General features: G+C 61.1%; 17 protein-coding genes. 8 read left to right on the top strand and 9 right to left on the bottom strand.

The genetic code is table 11. The features are described from left to right. Positions 1-229 precede the first annotated feature (229 nt). The 5 genes from folE to nhaD form a co-directional block, all read right to left on the bottom strand. The gene (folE, locus tag HCI85_RS00470) at positions 230-778 is read right to left on the bottom strand and encodes a GTP cyclohydrolase I FolE (protein WP_090247849.1); all 549 of its coding nucleotides are present in this window, start codon (positions 776-778) and stop codon (positions 230-232) included. An 86-nt stretch (positions 779-864) separates the two neighbouring features. After that, the gene (locus HCI85_RS00465; protein ID WP_160084825.1) at positions 865-1422 is read right to left on the bottom strand and encodes a Smr/MutS family protein; all 558 of its coding nucleotides are present in this window, start codon (positions 1420-1422) and stop codon (positions 865-867) included. Positions 1423-1732: 310 nt separating this feature from the next. After that, entirely contained in the window at positions 1733-2053 is a 321-nt protein-coding gene (locus HCI85_RS00460; protein ID WP_090247847.1) for an LPXTG cell wall anchor domain-containing protein, read from the bottom strand. Between the two features lie 123 nt (positions 2054-2176). Beyond that, positions 2177-2773 carry a cysteine hydrolase family protein gene (locus HCI85_RS00455; protein WP_090247845.1) on the bottom strand — a complete coding sequence of 199 codons (597 nt, stop codon included), beginning with the start codon at positions 2771-2773 and terminating at the stop codon, positions 2177-2179. Positions 2774-3092: 319 nt separating this feature from the next. Continuing rightward, on the bottom strand, positions 3093-4322 hold the full coding sequence (gene nhaD, locus HCI85_RS00450) for a sodium:proton antiporter NhaD (RefSeq protein ID WP_176600612.1): 1230 nt from the start codon (positions 4320-4322) through the stop codon (positions 3093-3095). A gap of 267 nt (positions 4323-4589) precedes the next feature. Between nhaD and prmB the strand changes: the two genes are divergently transcribed. Then, a complete protein-coding gene (gene prmB / locus HCI85_RS00445) occupies positions 4590-5522 on the top strand; it encodes a 50S ribosomal protein L3 N(5)-glutamine methyltransferase (protein ID WP_167141009.1) in 933 nt (310 codons plus the stop codon). 10 nt (positions 5523-5532) lie between these two features. On the opposite strand, the gene HCI85_RS00440 is transcribed toward prmB, so the two are convergent. Further along, on the bottom strand, positions 5533-9009 hold the full coding sequence (locus HCI85_RS00440) for a hybrid sensor histidine kinase/response regulator (RefSeq protein ID WP_167140999.1): 3477 nt from the start codon (positions 9007-9009) through the stop codon (positions 5533-5535). 242 nt (positions 9010-9251) lie between these two features. On the opposite strand from HCI85_RS00440, the gene HCI85_RS00435 reads away from it, so the two are divergent. Together HCI85_RS00435 and HCI85_RS00430 are read left to right on the top strand one after the other, a co-directional pair. Next, positions 9252-9821, top strand: a complete 570-nt coding sequence (locus HCI85_RS00435; protein WP_090247839.1) for a GNAT family N-acetyltransferase — start codon at positions 9252-9254, stop codon at positions 9819-9821. Positions 9822-9824: 3 nt separating this feature from the next. After that, positions 9825-10658 carry a helix-turn-helix transcriptional regulator gene (locus HCI85_RS00430; RefSeq protein ID WP_160084821.1) on the top strand — a complete coding sequence of 278 codons (834 nt, stop codon included), beginning with the start codon at positions 9825-9827 and terminating at the stop codon, positions 10656-10658. Here the strand turns inward: HCI85_RS00430 and HCI85_RS00425 are convergent. Together HCI85_RS00425 and HCI85_RS00420 are read right to left on the bottom strand one after the other, a co-directional pair. Then, on the bottom strand, positions 10655-11446 hold the full coding sequence (locus tag HCI85_RS00425; protein ID WP_167140996.1) for a hypothetical protein: 792 nt from the start codon (positions 11444-11446) through the stop codon (positions 10655-10657). The two genes, HCI85_RS00430 and HCI85_RS00425, sit on opposite strands and share 4 nt — an antisense overlap. Before the next feature lie 64 nt (positions 11447-11510). Beyond that, positions 11511-12506, bottom strand: a complete 996-nt coding sequence (locus tag HCI85_RS00420; protein ID WP_167140994.1) for an alpha/beta hydrolase family protein — start codon at positions 12504-12506, stop codon at positions 11511-11513. A gap of 162 nt (positions 12507-12668) precedes the next feature. Here HCI85_RS00420 and aroC point away from each other — a divergent pair, with 162 nt between their 5' ends. From aroC to HCI85_RS00395, 5 genes are all read left to right on the top strand, one after another. Next, positions 12669-13760, top strand: coding sequence for a chorismate synthase (aroC, locus tag HCI85_RS00415; protein ID WP_160084818.1), 1092 nt, complete (start codon positions 12669-12671; stop codon positions 13758-13760). 58 nt (positions 13761-13818) lie between these two features. After that, positions 13819-14970 (top strand): MFS transporter, encoded by a 1152-nt coding sequence (locus tag HCI85_RS00410; protein WP_167140992.1) that lies wholly within the window; start codon positions 13819-13821, stop codon positions 14968-14970. A 58-nt stretch (positions 14971-15028) separates the two neighbouring features. Then, complete coding sequence (locus HCI85_RS00405; protein ID WP_167140990.1) at positions 15029-15577, top strand: acireductone dioxygenase; 549 nt, start codon at positions 15029-15031, stop codon at positions 15575-15577. Positions 15578-15652: 75 nt separating this feature from the next. Further along, positions 15653-15844, top strand: coding sequence for a PLDc N-terminal domain-containing protein (locus tag HCI85_RS00400; RefSeq protein WP_090247827.1), 192 nt, complete (start codon positions 15653-15655; stop codon positions 15842-15844). A gap of 2 nt (positions 15845-15846) precedes the next feature. After that, entirely contained in the window at positions 15847-16401 is a 555-nt protein-coding gene (locus HCI85_RS00395; RefSeq protein ID WP_167140988.1) for a histidine phosphatase family protein, read from the top strand. Between the two features lies 1 nt (position 16402). On the opposite strand, the gene HCI85_RS00390 is transcribed toward HCI85_RS00395, so the two are convergent. Then, positions 16403-16900: a methylated-DNA--[protein]-cysteine S-methyltransferase gene (locus HCI85_RS00390; protein ID WP_167140986.1), complete on the bottom strand. Its 498-nt coding sequence runs from the start codon at positions 16898-16900 to the stop codon at positions 16403-16405. Between the last annotated feature and the right edge of the window lie 2 nt (positions 16901-16902).

Here is a 16902-nt window from a genome sequence, read left to right as displayed (position 1 = left end):
ACTGGCGTTGCCTGGGCTAATCGCAAGAAGCATGCCCGCCACTGCAAAGCGTTGGACTGCGGCGCGCTGCCGCAGTTGCACTGGGTTGCTCGACGGCTCTAGGTGGCGTGATCTCGCCATGCTCGGGCGGATTTATTGCGACTTTTGGCGGAATCTCGCCGCTTGCTTTGAGGATGTGCAGGCAGAAAAAAACCGGCGTGGGGCCGGTTTCTTCTGACTCAGAGCTTGATCAGTTATTGATCAGGCTGAGGAACTCACTGCGTGTGGCGGCGTTTTCACGGAACTCGCCGAGCATCACCGAGGTGACCATGGAGGAATTCTGCTTCTCCACGCCACGCATCATCATGCACATGTGCTGCGCTTCGATCACCACTGCAACGCCGAGGGCGCCGGTGACCTGCTGGATGGCTTCGGCGATTTGCCGGCTGAGGTTTTCCTGGATCTGCAGGCGGCGTGCGTACATGTCGACGATGCGGGCGACTTTCGACAGGCCGAGCACCTTGCCGTTGGGGATATAGGCGACATGGGCCTTGCCGATAAAAGGCAGCAGGTGGTGTTCACACAGCGAGTACAGCTCGATGTTCTTTACCAGCACCATTTCGCTGTTGTCGGAGCTGAACAGCGCGCCGTTGGTGACTTCTTCGAGGGTTTGCTGATAGCCCTTGCACAGGTACTGCATGGCTTTGGCGGCGCGCTTGGGCGTGTCGAGCAGGCCTTCGCGGGATACGTCTTCGCCAAGTTGGCCAAGGATCTCGGTGTATTGCTGTTCCAGGGACATGGACAATCTCGTAGGTCTTTCTGAAGGGCGCAGGTTAGGCCGCGAGGGTCGGGCTGGCAAGTGCGCAACCCGCCAGCCGCAGGGGCTTATTCGTCGCGGCCATCCATCATGGTGCGCTTGAGCATCACATACACCGCGCCGGTGCCGCCATGTTTGGCCAGGCAGGAGGTGAAACCGAGCACCTGTGGGTGTTGGCGCAGCCAGGTGTTGACGTGGCTTTTGATCATCGGCTTGCGGCCGTCCATGCGCACCGCCTTGCCGTGGGTAATGCGCACGCAGCGCACCTCCAGTTTGTTGGCCTCGGCGATAAATTCCCACAGGGTGTCGCGGGCTTTTTCCACGCTCATGCCGTGCAGGTCAAGGCTGCCTTCGAAGCTTATCTGGCCCAGTTTGAGCTTGCGCATCTGGCCGTCCTGCACGCCGTTGCCGGCCCAGTACAGCGGGTCTTCGGCGCCGACATCGATCACGAACTGGTCGGACAGGCCGTCGACCTTGATTGAATCCACGCGCGCCGTAGCCGCCTGGCGCAGGGTGGCCAACTGGGCGCGGTTAGGTTTTGGTTTGCCGGTGTCGGCGCGGTCATGCTTGATCGGTTTGACGCCGCGCAACTCGGCTTTGAATAGGGAAAAATCGTCGTCTTGCATTTAGGGTCTGTTACCGTTTTGTCGTGGCTGCGCCGGAGCCTGTTTTAGCGCGAGGCAAGGCACGAGACGCGAAGTTTGGTGTTCCAAATGAGTGTCGAGAAACGCAGTATCGCGCTAAAACAGGCCCGGCCCTTCGGGTTGCGCGAAAAATCTCGCCATGCGGTGTTGGAGGTCTTGGCAAGGGAGCGACCATTACCTGCGTCCTCCGCCTAGCCTGGCGAGATTTTACGCGGCAACGCGGCTCGCGACAAAACGGTAACAGACCCTAGATATCCGCGAAGGCCGTTAGTGTAACCAAGCTGCCCGGCACTCAGTCGCGCTTTTTCATCAGATGTGGGGCCATGCTCAGGTCGCTGGGACGGCGCAGGCGGCGTCGGCAGCGGCGCCAGAGCAGCACGCCGAAGGTCAGCAACAACAGCCCGATCACGACAAATACGCTGGCGGCGGCTGGCGATTCGTTCAGGGGGCCGAGCGCAGCAGGCTGGCCGAGCAGGGTGGCGATGCCCGCCATGCTCAGCAGTATGCCGAATGTGGCAAACAACGCTGCTAGGCCAGCGCCCAGGCGCAGGCGCCAGTTGCTGGCATTGCGTGGGCGCAGGCGGCGTGCATCAAAACCATCGGCGTGTTTCATTCCGATTTCCTCATGCCAAGTTCCTCGGTGGCTATCGGCGGTATGACCGGCCCGGGCTGGCGGGGTTCAACTTCGCCGTTCAGGCGCTGTGCAAGTTGCGAACTGCTGCGCGCTGGCGGTGAATCAGATCAGCGCACTGGCGCGCGGCACCACGGCCGCGAAATTGTCGCCCAGGGCGATCATCTCGGCACGGTGCATGTCGGCCGCGCTGATGACGTGGCCGTCTGGGGTTGGCAGGTCACGGGTGGCGCAGGCAGCATCGACTACGGTGCAGCGGTAACCATAGTCCTTGGTGGCGCGCACGGTGGTGCTGATGCTCGAATGAGTCATAAAGCCGCAGACGATCAGGTCCAGATGCCCCAAGGCCTGTAGGCGCTCGTGCAAGTCGGTGCCGTTGAATGCGTTGGGCATGCGTTTCTCAATGACCAGCTCCCCCGGCAGCGGAGCAGCTTCCGGCAGGTGATGGCCACGTGGGCCGCGTGGGTCGAGCAGGCCGTCAGGAATACCCAGGTGTTTGACGTGAACAATGGCACTGCCTTGTGCGCGAGCGGCTGCGAGCAGTTTGGCGATTTCTTCCAACGCGGCATCCAGCCCCGGGAGTTGCAACACGCCGCTGCGGTATTCCTCTTGCGCATCAATGATCAGCAAGGTCGCATTGCTCAGGCTGGCGGGGGCATGGCCGCGGCCAGTGAGGGCGAACATGGTTTTAGGGGCGGACATGGCAGGAACTCCAGGCTGGCATGGACAGTGGGTCTATTGTCCGCCTGTGCTGCACTGCTGTGAACCTTTGTGGTCGATGATCTTGCGTGCTGCCTATACGGCGAGCAGAATCGAGGGGCTGCCGAGGAACGGCTATTTCAAGCAAAGGAGCTGCAATATGAGCCTGATTGCACTGTTTTCCGAACATTTCTGGCTGTTGTTTGCCGTGGCGATTTCCATCGCTGTGCTGCGCGAATTGCACCTTAAACGAGACTAATGGTGGTGTGCGCCAACGCCGCATTCATCGACAAACGCCAGGGCATGCCCTGGCGCTTTCGTTTTAATAGAGGCCAAACAGTTCGAACTGCAGGTACCAGATACCCAGCGAGCCGAAGAAGTTGACCAGAATGGCCGGCAGAAACTTCAGGTGCACAGCAAAGCTGTAAGTCTTGTCCAGTGACATCGCCATGACTCCCGCAGCGGAACCGACCACCGTCAGCGAGCCGCCAATCCCCACCATCAGCGCATTCAGCGCCCACTGATTGAGCCCCAGCTGTGGGTTGGACATCAGCGCAGCCGCTTCCACGGGCACGTTATCCATCACCCCAGACGCCACCCCAAGCACCACGTTGACTGCGGTGGGGTGCAGCACTTCGAACAGCCGCGAGATATACGACAGCCAGCCGACGTGGTTAAGGCAGGCCACCGAAGTGATGATGCCGATAAAGAACAGCAGGGCGTTCCACTCGACCTTTTGCAGTTGATCCTGCCAGGGCAGCTCAATACCGCGGCGCATCAGCAGCCAGGCATACAGGGCGACGATGCCCAGGCCGATGCCGATGGCAAACTCGATGCTGACTTTCAGCACGATATTGCACAGCACCGCGCCAAACACGGCGAAGAAACCGACTATCGCCAGGCCCGCGCCGCCGGGTTTGAGTGCGGATTCGGCCTGGTCGGCCACTTGAATCAAGTCCTGGCCAGTGAGTTTGCGCAGGTAAAAGAAATGCAGGGTCGCGGCAAACAGCAACCAGCCGATCAAGGCGGAGGGGATCAGCAACAGCAGGCCTGCGATGCTGATCTTGCCGGCCAGCACCACCATCAGGCTGGTCGAGGTGCCAAGGAACCACACTCCGGAGTTGGAGGCGACCACGATGTTGCATAGCGAGATATGGGTATAGCGCTGATTGGTTGAGATGTTTTTTACCGTCTTGCCAAAGATCATCGCCGTGGTGATGTTATTGAGAAACGGTGAGAGCAGCGCCGACAGCGCGCCTGTGGCCCAGAACATACCGCGCGCACCGAGGCCCTTACGCATCAGGTAGCCATTGAGGGCAGTGAAGACGTTCCTCTCGTTGAGCAGCTCGACCACCATCCACATAAACGCCATAAAGGCGATCAGGCCGAACAGTTCTTCCTTGATCTCGCTCTGCGCATGCAGAAAGAACTGAAAACCATTGGGGTCGTAAAGCGCGTAGTGGGCACCGATAACGACCAGGCCGGACATCATGAACATCGCCGGCTTGAACTTATCCATCTCCAGTTGTGCTTCAAAAACGATTAGCGTCATGCCAATCAAAAATATCGCCAGCACGAGCAAGCCCGTGATCGAGAACGGATCTATGACCATTTTTAGGAATGTCTTGAGAAGGGAGGGGAAGGGTTTGGAATTGGTAACAAAATTATACTGATGCGCATGAGGCTTGTGCAGGCCTACTTTGTGACTGTGGCGGCCTATATAGTCAGCAATGCGTCGCGCGGCTTAACGAACGCACACCCGGCGCGGGTGGGCTCGCCAGGCTGCTAGAATGGCGCACTTTTTTTGTGGAGAGCTGCCGTGACTGACGCTACACCTGCCTACCCAACCCGCCTGCGTACCGTGCGCGACTACATTCGCTGGGCAGTCAGTCGGTTTCATGGCGAGGAGCTGTTCTTCGGCCACGGCACCGACAATGCGTGGGATGAAGCCCGTCAGCTGGTGCTCGGTGCCCTGCACCTGCCTTACGAAATCGCCGACAGCTACCTCGATTGCCGCCTGGAAGACGCCGAACATGCGCACCTGTATGCTTTGCTCGCACGGCGTATCGATGAGCGCGTACCGACCGCATATCTTCTGGGTGAGGCCTGGTTCTGCGGCATGCCGTTCATTGTTGATGAGCGTGTGCTGATTCCACGCTCACCGATTGGCGAGTTGATCGAGCAGCACTTCGAGCCCTGGCTGGCGACGGAGCCAGCGCGGATTCTCGATTTGTGCACCGGCTCGGGCTGCATTGGCATTGCCTGTGCCTACGAGTTTCCCGAGGCCGAAGTGGTGCTGGGTGATCTATCGTTTGAGGCGCTGGAAGTGGCCAATCAGAACATCGAGCGCCACAGCCTTGAGGAACGTGTGTACACCGTGCAAGGCGATGGTTTTGCCGGACTGCCGGGGCAGCGTTTTGACTTGATCGTCTCCAATCCGCCCTATGTGGATGCTGAGGATTTCGCCGATATGCCGGCCGAATACCAGCACGAGCCTGAGCTGGGCCTGGCCTGCGGCGACGATGGCCTAGACCTGGTGCGGCGCATGCTCGCCGAGGCGGCGGATCATCTGACCGAAAAGGGCGTGCTGATTATCGAAGTCGGCAATAGCCAGGTACATGTCGAGGCGCTGTACCCGGAAGTCGATTTCACCTGGCTGGAATTCGAGCGTGGCGGTCACGGCGTATTCCTGCTAGCAGCTGCGCAATGCCGTGAGCATCAGGCGCTGTTCCGCCAGCGCCTGCAAGGTTAAGAGCCGGTTCTCAGCGCAGCGCTAGATGGCGGCTGAGCAGGGCGCGCAAAGCGGCCGGTTTGACTGGCTTGGGCAGGTAATCCAGGCCGGCGGCATGCACCTGAGCTATCAACTCGGGGCGGCCGTCGGCGCTGATCACCACACCCGGTAGCGGCTCGCCCAAGCGCGTGCGCAGCCAGGCCATCAGCTCGGTGCCGGTTTCGCCGTCATCCAGGTGGTAGTCCACCAGTGCCAGCTGCGGCCGCACGTTTTCACTCAGCAGGTGCTCGCACTCCAAGCGATTGCGTGCCGTCCATACCTGGCACCCCCAACGTGATAGCAGGCTGTGCATGCCGGCGAGGATGCTGTCCTCGTTGTCGATACATAGCACCTGGATGCCGGCCAGTGCTTGTCCATTGTGGTCGGGTTGGCTGAGTAGCACCGGCGGTTCGGCGTGCAAGGCCAGGGGAATGGTGACGCTGAATACGCTGCCTTTGCCTGGCCAAGAGCGTACTTCCAGCTGATGACCGAGCACTCGGCACAGCCCGTCAGCAATCGCCAGGCCCAGGCCCAGGCCTTTTTCAGCACGGGTCTGGTGGCTGTCCAGGCGTTTGAATTCCTCGAAAATCACCTTGCGTTTGTCTTCCGGTATTCCCGGTCCGCGATCCCAGACTTCCAGGCGCAGTTGCTGCCCCTGACGGCGTACGCCGAGCAGTACACGGCCCTTGGCGTAGCGGAAGGCGTTGGTCAGGAAGTTCTGCAGGATGCGCCGCAGCAGTTTGATATCGCTGTCGACCCGCAGGCGGCTGCCGCGCAGGCGGAAGTCCACGCCGTGTTCGGCAGCCAGCACCCTGAACTCCGCACCCAAGGTGTCGAACAAATTGTTCAGCATAAAGGCATGACGGTCCGGAGTGATGCGGCCGTTTTCCAGGCGCGAGATGTCCAGCAGGTCGCTGATTAGGTCCTCGGCCGAGCGCAGCGAGCTGTCCAAGTGGCGCACCAGTTCACGGGCATCGGCGGGCAGGGCGTCGTCCTGATGGGACAGGGCAGCGGAGAACAACCGCGCAGCATTCAATGGCTGCATCAGGTCATGGCTGACGGCGGCAAGAAAGCGGGTTTTCGACTGGTTGGCGGCTTCGGCTACGCCCTTGGCTTCGGTCAGCGCTTGGTTCAGTTGTGACAGCTCCTGGGTGCGCTCGCTGACGCGTTGTTCCAGGCCTTCGTTGGCGTCTTTCAGTGCGCGCTCGGCTTCACGGAACTCGGTGATATCAGTGAAACTCATGACAAAACCGCCGCCTGGCATCGGGTTGCCGATCAGCTCGATCACTCGGCCGTTGGGGAACAGTCGCTCTGAAGTGTGCGCCGTGCCCTGGCGCATCCAGTACAGGCGTTTGCTGACGTGCTCCTCGATATCTCCGCCGCCGAGCAGGCCGCGTTCGGCGTTGAAGCGGATCAGTTCAGCCACCGGGCGGCCAACATACACCTGGCCCTCGGGGTAATTGAACAGCTCTATATAACGGTGGTTCCAGGCCACCAGGCGCAGCGATTGGTCGACCACGCTGATGCCCTGGGTGATGTTCTCGATGGCGCCTTGCAGCAGTGCGCGGTTGAACTGCAGCACTTCCGAGGCTTCGTCGACGATGCGCACCACATCCTCGACCTGCATCTCGCGGCCTTCGATGGCCGCCTTGACCACCGCGCGGGTCGATGAGGCACCGAGCACACCGGCCAGAAGCCGTTCGGTGTGGGCGATCCATTCACTGTTGGCGGTCTGGTTGGGGTCGAAGCCTTTGCCCTGGCGGTAGGCGAAACGCATAAAGCTTTGCCGTGCGCGGTCTTCACCGACAAAACGGTTGGCCAGCAGCAACAGGTCGCCGACCTGCACCGCGAGCATGCTGCGGTTACTCGGTTTGTTGCCCAGGTCATGGCCGATAAAGCGCCCGGCCTGCCAGTGCTCGGCCACCCGGGTGCGCGAGAAGTAGGAAACCCAGGCAAACAGCAGGAAGTTGCCGGCCAGGGACAGCACCACCCCACGGGTCAGCGGGTCGACCTGAAAACCAATCGGCCCGTACAGCAGGGTGTGTATGCCCGGTAAGGCATCCACCGGCCAGCCCAGGCTGCGGGATACCAGCGGCATGACCAGGGTGTAGAACCAGATCAGCGCGCCCACGAACAGCCCGGCGAATACGCCCTGGCGGTTGGCCTGCTTCCACACCAATGCGCCGAACATCGCTGGGGCCAGCTGGCCGATGGCGGCGAAGGAGACCTGGCCGATGGTTGCCAGGCTGGCGTTGGAACCGAGCAGGCGGTAGCACACATAGGCCAACAGCAGAATTACCACGATGCTTACCCGTCGCGCGGTGAGCATCCAGTAACGGAAGGCTTCAAAGGGCCGTTCGGTGTTCTGCCGGCGCAGCAGCCAAGGCAGCAGCATGTCGTTGGAAATCATCGTCGACAGCGCCACTGACGCGACAATTACCATGCCGGTGGCCGCCGATGCGCCGCCGATAAAGGCCAACATGGCCAGCGCCGGATGGGCTTCGGCCAGCGGCAGGCTGATCACGAAGGAGTCCGGAGTGATACCGGCCGGCAGCAGCATCTGCCCGGCCAAGGCAATAGGCACCACAAACAGCGCGGCGAGTATCAGGTAGGCGGGGAACACCCAGCGCGCCAGGCGCAGGTCCTTGGGCTCGATGTTTTCCACCACGGCCACATGAAACTGACGCGGCAGGGCGATGATGGCGATCATCGCCAGCCCCGTCTGGGTCATCATCGCCGGCCAGTTCACGGTTTCTGCCCAGAAGCCCGCCAGTTCAGTGCTGGCTTTAGCCTGGCTGAACAAGTCGCCAAAACCGTTGTACAAGCCGTAAGTCACAAACGTGCCGACGGCGAGGAAGGCAAGCAGCTTGACCAGTGACTCGAAGGCAATTGCCAGGACCATGCCGCGGTGGTGTTCGGTGACATCCAGGTTGCGTGTGCCGAACAATATTGTGAACAGTGCCAGCACCAGTGAGACGATTAACGCGGTGTCCTGAGCGCCGGTGCCATTGGCGCCGGCGCCAGCGCCGCTGAGCAGGTTGACACCGAGCACGATGCCTTTGAGCTGCAAGGCGATATAGGGCAATACGCCCACCAGGCAAACCAGCGCCACTACTACAGCCAGCGTCTGGGATTTGCCGTAACGCGCGGCGATAAAGTCAGCAATCGAGGTGATGTTTTCCTGTTTGCTGATCATCACCATCTTCTGCAGCACCCAGGGGGTGAAGACTAGAACGATGATTGGTCCTAGATAAATCGGCAGGAATGACCACAGCTGCTCAGCGGCCTGGCCTACCGCGCCGAAAAACGTCCAGCTGGTGCAGTACACCGCCAGCGACAGGCTGTACACCCAGGCGCGAACCTTCGGATGCATGGGGGTGGCGCGGCGGTCGCCGTAGAAGGCGATGGCGAACAGAAGGGCCATGTAAATCAGCGCAACCGCGGCGATCAGCCCGCTAGACAGGGTCATGCAAACTCCGAAAACAAACTATAGGGGGCTGCCGGGGTCTTACCTGGCAGCGCAGCGGCTGCCCAGAGCCTACCGCATCAGCGTCCACGGCAGATGATGGGTGTCAGTCTCGCAGCAAAGTCGCGATGCGTCAGGCACGACCAAGGTCGCACTGGCGTAGAACCTGTTGCTGTTGTGGATTGTGCACACGTGTTGGCCCTGTTAGCGTGTCGCGCCTGCGACTCTGTCCGAGGAGGGACCCTATGTTCAAGCCGCAACTGATTACCCTGCAACGTGGTGGTTTGCGCATCGAGCCAATGGTCGATGCCGATATCCCGGCTTTGATCAGCCTGGCCGAAGCCAATCGCCAAGAATTGATCTACATGAGTGGCAGCCTGCGATTGGACTGGTACCGCCTAGGGTTGCTTGATCAGCGCGAAGGGCGGGCCTTGCCCTTTGTGATTCGCCTGGGCGACCAGCTGGTGGGCACTACCCGTTTCGGCGACTTCATGAACAGCTTGCCCGCCGCGGAGATTGGCTGGACCTGGCTGGATCGCAGCCAGCACGGCACGGGCCTCAATACCACCATCAAGTACCTGATGCTCAAGCACGCTTTTGAGCACTGGGGGCTGGTGCGCGTACAGCTTAAAACCGCTGCGAGTAACCTACGCGCGCAACGTGCCATCGAAAAGCTCGGCGCGCAGCGCGAAGGTCTGCTGCGTAACCATCGCCGCCTGGCCGACGGGCGTTTGGACGACAGCGTGTTGTACAGCATCACGGATCACGACTGGCCGGCGATCAAGCAGCAGCTGGAGGCGCGTTTCAGCGGTTGACTCATGGCGCAGGCACACAGCGAGCAGACACGGTTCTGGCAATCACGCGAGTTGGGCGGGGTAGAGCTGTTGCAGGCGCATTATGTTGAGCAGCGCTTTTCCCCGCATGTGCATGAAGGGTTTGTCTTCACCGTTATTGAACATGGTGCGCAGCGCTTTCGTCATCGCGGCAGCGATCATCTGGCGCCGGCCGGCAGCATGGTGCTGATCAACCCGGACGAGCTGCATACCGGCTCCAAAGCTCATGATCTGGGTTGGCATTACCGCGGTTTTTACCCGGACAATACGCAGGTATGCGGCGTGCTCGCGGAGCTGGAATGGGGTCAAAAGGGCATGCCGTCATTCGCGCTCAGCGTGCTGCATGATCCACAGCTGCATCACCAGTTCGTCACCTTGCATCAATTACTGGACAGCCAGGCGTCGGCGCTGCAGCTGCAAACTGCCTGGCGTGAGGCGATTCTGCTGCTGTTTCAGCGCCATGCGCATCTGCCTGAGGTCCTGGCACCAGGCCATGAGCCGCATGCGGTCAGCCGCGCCAAAGAATTACTCAGCAGCCAGCTGGCGTCGCCTCCTTCATTGGAGGAACTGGCGCAGGTGGTGGGCTTGTCGCCATTTCATTTCGCACGCGTATTCCGCCGCGCCACCGGCCTGCCGCCGCATAGCTGGCTGATGCAGCGCCGCCTGGAACAGGCTCGGGCGTTATTAAGGAATGGCTGTGCGCCGCTGAGTGTGGCGATGCAGCTGGGGTTTGCCGACCAGAGCCATCTGAGTCGGCAGTTCAAACAGGCCTATGGCGTGGCGCCAGGGCAGTATCGCCAGGCCCGCGCCATCCGTTAGCGCGTGGCAATCCAGATCAGCAACCCCGCCTGAAACACGCAGAAGGCCACCAGGCAGGTAATGGTGAAGCGCAGACCGTTGTCTTCGCGTTTGAAAACCTCAATGCGCTCTTCCAGTTTGCGTACTTTCACTTCCTGCTCGCGCAGGCTCTGGTCAGCCTGCTGCAGCATGCTGGCGGCGTCCAGCAACTCGACGATCTGCACTTTTTCCGTATGCCAGTCGCCATGCAGTGAGCTGACCCGTGGTGCGACGCAATGCGCCTTGATATTCAGTGGGTCAAGGTACTCGACGACAAAGCCCTGGGCCTGCAGGCAGTGGTCGCGACGCGCACGGGCTTCTTCACTGAAGGCGTCCTTGCTGGGCAGTATGGTGTTGGCCACTTGATAGTGGGCGAAGTGCTGACGCGCCCAGCTAATCCCCTGGGCCAGCATAAAGCGCCCTAAACCTCGGTTTTCCGGCTGCACCTGCAGTGCGCTGTCGGGGCCGAAACTGAGCAGGCGTTGTTCGTGATCGGCCCAGACTTCGAGAATATTCTGCTCCTTACGCACCCGCTGACCGGGGAGCTGCAAGCTTAAACGCAGCAAACTGTGTTGCTTGCCCAGCCGCTCGACGCGGCCGAACTGGATAAAGCGCAAGGGGCGTGCGCCAGTGTGGCGGTCGGTGGGCAAGGCGGTCAGGCGCAAGAGGCGAAAGTGCTCGGGCGCAAGATCGGCCCACGGGTGGGCTTGCTCGACGACATCCTGCGAAGCGGCGTCGGTATCGTTCTGTGGTTCTGGGTTGTCAGTCATACACGGCGATCCTGTGCGCGACATCTTCAGGTGTCGTCTGATGCGCTTATCGGCCGCCGCTCGGCTAACTGGAGGCTGGCTTTTTGCCGCTGCGCTGGATGAACTGGGCGATCTGCTCGCCCAGCCCCTGTGCCAACGGTAGCCGAGGATTGTCATAGCTGGCCAGTTGCGCCGGTAAATCCAGCGCGCTGATGCGCAGCAGATGGTTCATCCCGGGAATGATCAGCAACTCGGCATCAGGCTTGGCCGCCTGCAAGGCATGGGCATCGGCGACACTGACCTGAATGTCGTGGCTGCCTTGTACGATCAGCGCCGGAATCTGCAGGCGAGCAAAGGCCTGACCGGGGTTCTGCCGCAGCAGCGAAATCAAATAAGGCTGCACACTGGGACGAAACAGCACCTGCAAGTCTTTGGGCACTTGCGGGGTGAGTTGCCCGGCCAATAGGCGGTCAAGCAGGTGATTGCTCTGCGCCATGAAATGTGGGGGCAAGCGAGCGGCGAGTTGCTCACGCAATAACTGATCAATCGGCCGCGAGCTGCCGGCAATCGCCACCAGGGCATCGGCCTGGGCCTGTTCGGCCGCCAAGCTGGCAATCAGCGCACCTTCGCTGTGGCCGATCAGAATCAGCCGGTCAAACGCTGGATCAGTCCTGAGCAGCTGTGCCCAGCCCACGGCATCGCTGACATACCCCTCGACACTGAGGTCGCGTTCATCCGGGGTGGCGGCGCGGCTGGCGGCTACACCGCGTTTGTCGTAGCGAAGGCTGGCGATGCCCTGTTTGGCCAGACTTTGCGCCAGGCGCTTGAGGCTGTCGCTCTGGCCGCCTTCGGGGTTATTGCCGTCACGGTCGGTAGGGCCTGAGCCGGCAATCAGCAACGCCACGGCCACCGGCTTGGTGCTGCTGGGCTTGAGCAGCGTGCCGTGCAGCGTGCCTTGGCCGGTCTGCAGGCGCATGGGTTGCTGCACGCTGCTGTGTGCGGTGGTGGTGTGGGCGGCGTTGGGCGCGGCATTTAGCAGGGCGCTGCAGAAAAGAAGGGGCAACAGAAGAGCTCGGGTCATGGAAAGGAACTGCCGGGGGTGAGCATGTTGGACGTTTATCTGCCCTGAAGGTTCGAGGATGATCTGTGCGGACGCCACGGGTATACTCGCCGCCTTTATCCAAATGAGGCTTTGCGCCGGCTGGCGTAGCCTCGGAGCTGATTTTCGCGGAGCGTTTTGCACATGTCCGGCAATACCTACGGCAAGCTGTTCACTGTCACCACCGCCGGCGAAAGCCATGGCCCAGCGTTGGTCGCCATTGTCGATGGCTGTCCGCCGGGGGTGGAGATTAGCCTGGAAGACCTGCAGCGCGATCTTGATCGGCGCAAACCGGGCACCAGCCGTCATACCACCCAGCGCCAGGAAGCCGATGAGGTGGAAATACTTGCCGGGGTGTTCGAGGGCAAGACCACCGGTTGCTCGATTGGCCTGCTGATCCGCAATACCGACCAGAAGTCCAAAGACTATTCGGCGATCAAGGACTCCTTCCGCCCGGCCCACGCCGATTACACCTATCACCACAAGTACGGCGTACGTGACTACCGCGGTGGTGGCCGCAGTTCGGCGCGCGAGACCGCCATGCGTGTGGCCGCCGGTGCCATCGCCAAGAAATACCTGGCGACTCAGGGCATCGTCATTCGCGGCTACATGAGCCAGCTCGGCCCGATTGAAATCCCGTTCAAGACCTGGGACAGCGTCGAACAGAACGCTTTCTTCAGCCCCGATCCGGACAAGGTGCCGGAGCTGGAAGCCTATATGGACCAGCTGCGCCGTGATCAGGATTCGGTTGGGGCGAAGATCACCGTGGTTGCCGAGGGCGTGATGCCCGGCCTGGGCGAGCCGATTTTCGACCGCCTGGACGCCGAACTGGCCCATGCGCTGATGAGCATCAACGCGGTCAAGGGTGTGGAAATCGGCGCGGGGTTCGCCAGCGTGGCGCAGCGTGGCACTGAGCACCGTGACGAGATGACCCCTGAAGGTTTCCTCTCGAACAATGCCGGTGGCATTCTCGGTGGGCTCTCCAGCGGCCAGCCGATTGTTGCGCACCTGGCGCTCAAACCGACCTCGAGCATCACCACGCCGGGGCGCTCGATCGATGTTCACGGCAACCCGGTGGATATCATCACCAAGGGCCGTCACGACCCTTGCGTGGGCATCCGCGCTACACCAATCGCTGAGGCGATGATGGCCATCGTGCTGATGGACCACCTGCTGCGCCATCGCGCGCAGAATGCCGATGTGCGGGTCAGCACGCCGGTGCTGCCACAGCTGTGATCAGCGCTGCTGCGCGGCCACGTGCGCTCCGCAGCACGCTGCCGGGTTTGTGCTCAGCATGAGCCCGGTTTTGCCGTACTGGCGTCTGTCCGGTTTCTATTTCTTCTATTTCTCGCTGCTCGGCGCCACCGCGCCCTTTCTCGCGCTGTATTTCGATCACCTGGGGTTTTCCGCTGCGCGGATCGGTGAGCTGATCGCCATTCCCATGCTGATGCGCTGCATTGCGCCGAATATCTGGGGTTGGCTGGGCGATCACACGGGCCAGCGCTTGGCCATTGTGCGCTTTGGCGCGATCTGCACGCTGCTGTGTTTTGCCGGCATCTTTGTCAGCCAGAGTTACGCCTGGCTGGCGTTGATCATGGCGCTGCATGCGTTCTTCTGGCACGCGGTGCTGCCGCAGTTCGAAGTCATCACCTTTGCCCATCTCAAGGAGCAGGCCGCGCGCTACAGCCAGATCCGTCTGTGGGGCAGCATCGGCTTTATCGTCGCAGTGGTGGGCCTCGGCAAGCTGTTCGAGTTGCTCAGCCTGGATGCCTATCCCTGGGCGCTGATTCTGATCATGAGCGGTATCGTCTTGAGCAGTTGGTGGGTGCCTAATGCACAGCCGCAGTTGCGCCCCAACACCCTGGAGCAGGGCGGCTTTCTCCAGCAACTACGGCGGCCGGGGATTCTCGCCTTCTACCTCAGCGCCGGGCTGATGCAGTTGAGCAATGGCCCGTACTACACCTTTCTCAGTTTGCACCTGGAAGCACTCGGCTATTCGCGCGGGGTGATCGGCCAGTTGTGGGCGCTGGGCGTATTGGCCGAAATCGTGCTGTTTATGGTCATGGCCCGGTTGCTGGCGCGCTATTCCCTGCGTACCGTGCTGCTGGCGAGCTTTCTGATTACTGCCGTGCGCTGGCTGTTGCTGGGTAATCTGGCTGGGCACTTGCCGGTACTGCTGTTCGCTCAGCTGATGCATGCGGCGACTTTTGGCAGTTTCCATGCGGCGGCCATGCATTTTGTTCAGCGTAGCTTTGCCGATCGCCAACAGGGGCAAGGCCAAGCCTTGTATGCCGCGCTGGCGGGCGTGGGCGGCGCACTCGGCGCGTTGTATTCGGGCTATAGCTGGCACGGCCTCGGTGCGGCCTGGACCTTTGCCATCGCCAGCCTGATTGCCCTGGCGGCTGCGGTGATTACCGCGCGCTATATGCGCGATGAGCGGCCCTGAACCTTTAGCTGTTGAATTGAACCGCTGACTTGAAACCGACTGTACGAGAGCCTTGAGCATGAGCAGCCTGACCGTCTACCACCAGTCTTCGCCCGAGTACCCGAACAAGCTGCTGACTCACGCCGAGGACATCGCCAGCACTCTGGCGGCTGTTGGCGTGCAATTCAGTCAGGTGCCGGTTCAGCAGGCGGTCACGGCTGGTACAGCCAGTGACGAACTGCTGGCGGCCAGCCGCGTACAGGTCGACCAGCTGATGACCGCGCATGGCTACGCCACTGCCGAGGTGCTGAGCCTGTGTGATGAGCGTGGTGAGGGCAGTGAGCTGGCTCGCCGCCTGCGCGCAGAACAATCTTGTCAGCCGGCCCACCTACATTACTACCTGGCCGGGCGTGGCCTGCTGGCGCTGCATCTCGGCGAGTACGTCTACAGCCTGTTGTGCGAGAAGGGTGATCTGCTGCTGTTGCCCGCCACTACGGCGCATTGGTTCGATGGCGGCGAGCATCCACGGTTTGCCGTGCTGCGTCTGTTTGACAGCGCGAAGGTGCCTGATTTTGTGCCTGTCGCGGGTGAGTTTGCCGCCGCCTTTGCGGGGCTGGATGACTGCTGATAGGTAAAGCGGCTGAACTCTTCAGGCCAGCGTCTATCCTACTTAAGCGATCCCTTCGCATAGGAGCGACACCATATGGGTTCAATGTTCAACGGTTTACTGGGTCTGGTCATTCTGGCGCTGGATATCTGGGCGATTCTCAGCGTCATCAAAAGCAACGCCGAAACGGGTATCAAGGTGTTGTGGATCTTGCTAATCGTACTGTTGCCGGTGATCGGTCTGATCATCTGGGCGCTGTTGGGGCCTCGCGGTACGGTCAAGTTCTAGTCATGCGGCGGGCCGGCGTGTGGTGGTTGGCGCTTTGCCTGTTGAGTGGCGCGGTTCAGGCCAGCGATAAGCACGCCTGGACTGCGCTTCGTGAAGGTCGCGCCGTACTGCTATTGCGCCATGCCACAGCGCCCGGTACGGGTGATCCGGCGAATTTCCAGCTGAATGATTGCCGCACCCAGCGCAACCTCAATCAAGTTGGCCGTGAGCAGGCGCAGCGCTGGGGACAGTTGTTGCGTAGTCAGTGGATCGAGCCGCTTCTGCTCAGCAGCCGCTGGTGCCGCGCTCAGGACACAGCCCGCGAAATGGGCTTGGGCGCAGTCGAAGCGCTGCCTGCCTTGGATTCATTCTTTCAAACACCCAACACCGCCCGTGAGCAAACTGCCGCGCTGATCGAGCAGATCAATTCACAACCGCGTGGTGCGCCGTTGGTGCTGGTCTCCCATCAGGTCAATATCACTGCGCTAACTGGCATCTACCCGGCATCTGGCGAGGGTCTGATTCTGGCGTTGCCGCTAGAGGCTCCGGCGCGCGTGCTGGCGCGGGTTCAACCCTAGGCTAAATACTCAGCAAGCGCTGTTCCGGCAGCTGCGCCCCTTCGAGCTTAAGCAAAAGCGCCTTGCGCGGCAGACCGCCGGCATAACCGGTGAGGCTGCCGTCACGACCGATTACACGATGGCAGGGAATGATGATGGCAATCGGGTTTGCGCCATTGGCTGCGCCGACGGCGCGCACCGCCTTGGGCCGCGCGATCTCGGCGGCGAGGGCGCTGTAGCAGCTGGTTTGGCCAAATGGGATGGTCTGCAGCGCTTGCCAAACGGCTTGCTGAAACGCCGTACCTTTCGGCGCCAGGCGTACTTCGAAACGCTGCCGACGCCCGGTGAAATACTCATCCAGCTGTCGGCACACTTCATCCAGCTCATCGGCGGAGCTGCGCCAGTGTTCGCCGATATGCCAGGGCTTGTCATCGATATCCATCAGCAGCTTTTGCAGGCCGGTTTCGTCAGCGGCCAACAGCAGGCGGCCAATCGGGCTGTCGTGGTAGCGGTAGAACATCC

Origin of the sequence: Pseudomonas sp. OTU750018, from assembly GCF_011636575.1 — a bacterium.
GTDB classification, from domain to species: domain Bacteria; phylum Pseudomonadota; class Gammaproteobacteria; order Pseudomonadales; family Pseudomonadaceae; genus Aquipseudomonas; species Aquipseudomonas peli.
This window is presented reverse-complemented; position numbering and strand designations above follow the sequence as displayed.

Coding starts and splice junctions, on each gene's coding strand:
- HCI85_RS00395 (WP_167140988.1), top strand. CDS start 15,847: ATGCGGCGGGCCGGCGTGTGGTGGTTGGCGCTTTGCCTGTTGAGTGGC.
- HCI85_RS00460 (WP_090247847.1), bottom strand. CDS start 2,053: ATGAAACACGCCGATGGTTTTGATGCACGCCGCCTGCGCCCACGCAAT.
- HCI85_RS00425 (WP_167140996.1), bottom strand. CDS start 11,446: ATGACTGACAACCCAGAACCACAGAACGATACCGACGCCGCTTCGCAG.
- aroC (WP_160084818.1), top strand. CDS start 12,669: ATGTCCGGCAATACCTACGGCAAGCTGTTCACTGTCACCACCGCCGGC.
- HCI85_RS00435 (WP_090247839.1), top strand. CDS start 9,252: ATGTTCAAGCCGCAACTGATTACCCTGCAACGTGGTGGTTTGCGCATC.
- nhaD (WP_176600612.1), bottom strand. CDS start 4,322: ATGACGCTAATCGTTTTTGAAGCACAACTGGAGATGGATAAGTTCAAG.
- folE (WP_090247849.1), bottom strand. CDS start 778: ATGTCCCTGGAACAGCAATACACCGAGATCCTTGGCCAACTTGGCGAA.
- HCI85_RS00405 (WP_167140990.1), top strand. CDS start 15,029: ATGAGCAGCCTGACCGTCTACCACCAGTCTTCGCCCGAGTACCCGAAC.
- HCI85_RS00420 (WP_167140994.1), bottom strand. CDS start 12,506: ATGACCCGAGCTCTTCTGTTGCCCCTTCTTTTCTGCAGCGCCCTGCTA.
- HCI85_RS00465 (WP_160084825.1), bottom strand. CDS start 1,422: ATGCAAGACGACGATTTTTCCCTATTCAAAGCCGAGTTGCGCGGCGTC.
- HCI85_RS00390 (WP_167140986.1), bottom strand. CDS start 16,900: ATGTTCTACCGCTACCACGACAGCCCGATTGGCCGCCTGCTGTTGGCC.
- HCI85_RS00410 (WP_167140992.1), top strand. CDS start 13,819: ATGAGCCCGGTTTTGCCGTACTGGCGTCTGTCCGGTTTCTATTTCTTC.
- HCI85_RS00440 (WP_167140999.1), bottom strand. CDS start 9,009: ATGACCCTGTCTAGCGGGCTGATCGCCGCGGTTGCGCTGATTTACATG.
- HCI85_RS00400 (WP_090247827.1), top strand. CDS start 15,653: ATGGGTTCAATGTTCAACGGTTTACTGGGTCTGGTCATTCTGGCGCTG.
- HCI85_RS00430 (WP_160084821.1), top strand. CDS start 9,825: ATGGCGCAGGCACACAGCGAGCAGACACGGTTCTGGCAATCACGCGAG.
- HCI85_RS00455 (WP_090247845.1), bottom strand. CDS start 2,773: ATGTCCGCCCCTAAAACCATGTTCGCCCTCACTGGCCGCGGCCATGCC.